This is a genomic window from Micromonospora sp. AMSO12t, assembly GCF_008806585.1.
In the GTDB taxonomy this organism is placed as follows: domain Bacteria; phylum Actinomycetota; class Actinomycetes; order Mycobacteriales; family Micromonosporaceae; genus Micromonospora; species Micromonospora reichwaldensis.
Window position 1 is genome coordinate 1 of sequence record NZ_WAAS01000571.1, and the last position, 587, is coordinate 587.

The window sequence follows — 587 nt, forward strand, 5'->3', positions numbered from 1 at the left end:
CCGGTAACCGCGGCCGGTTCGCGCCGCCCCGCCGACCCCCGCCCGCTGGACCTGGCCGCCGCGACGCACTGCTCACATGTCGCTCGGCCAGCGGACGAAGGGACGAAGCGAACAACAGCCGCTTCCCGTAGTAGGACTCAAAGACGGTACGGCGTGGACCCCCGCCGCTGTCAACCCACCCGGGCCTGTCGTGTGATGCACCACGGCGTGTCGCGTCGGCGAGTCTCAATCCGTCGCGAGGTGCCGGCGCAGCAACGCCCCCGCCGCCGCCGGATGCTCGGCGGCCAGCAGCCCACCGGCGGCCAGCACGTAGTCGACGTCGACGACCGGCCGCGCCGCACGCGGCAACGGCCACCCACCGGCGTGGTCGGCCAGCACCGCACCCAGCACACCCGCCGCATCCGCCGGCGCGGCATGCCGCAGCACCCCACCGGAACCCACCAGCAGCCGCACGTCGCGCAGGTCCCGCCCGGCCCGCTCACCCGTGGCCGCGCCCCGGGCGTGCCGACGCAACGCCACCGTCGCCGCCAGGGCCGCGATCCGGGCGTCCACCGCACGCTCCGCGTCCCCCACCGGCAGGAACCCCG

1 protein-coding gene is annotated in these 587 nt (G+C 76.3%); it reads right to left on the reverse strand.

The genetic code is table 11. The features are described 5' to 3' along the window. Positions 1-225: 225 nt before the first annotated feature. The coding region (locus tag F6X68_RS33005; RefSeq protein ID WP_192581664.1) for a glutamate mutase L at positions 226-587 on the reverse strand (362 nt) is incomplete at its 5' end.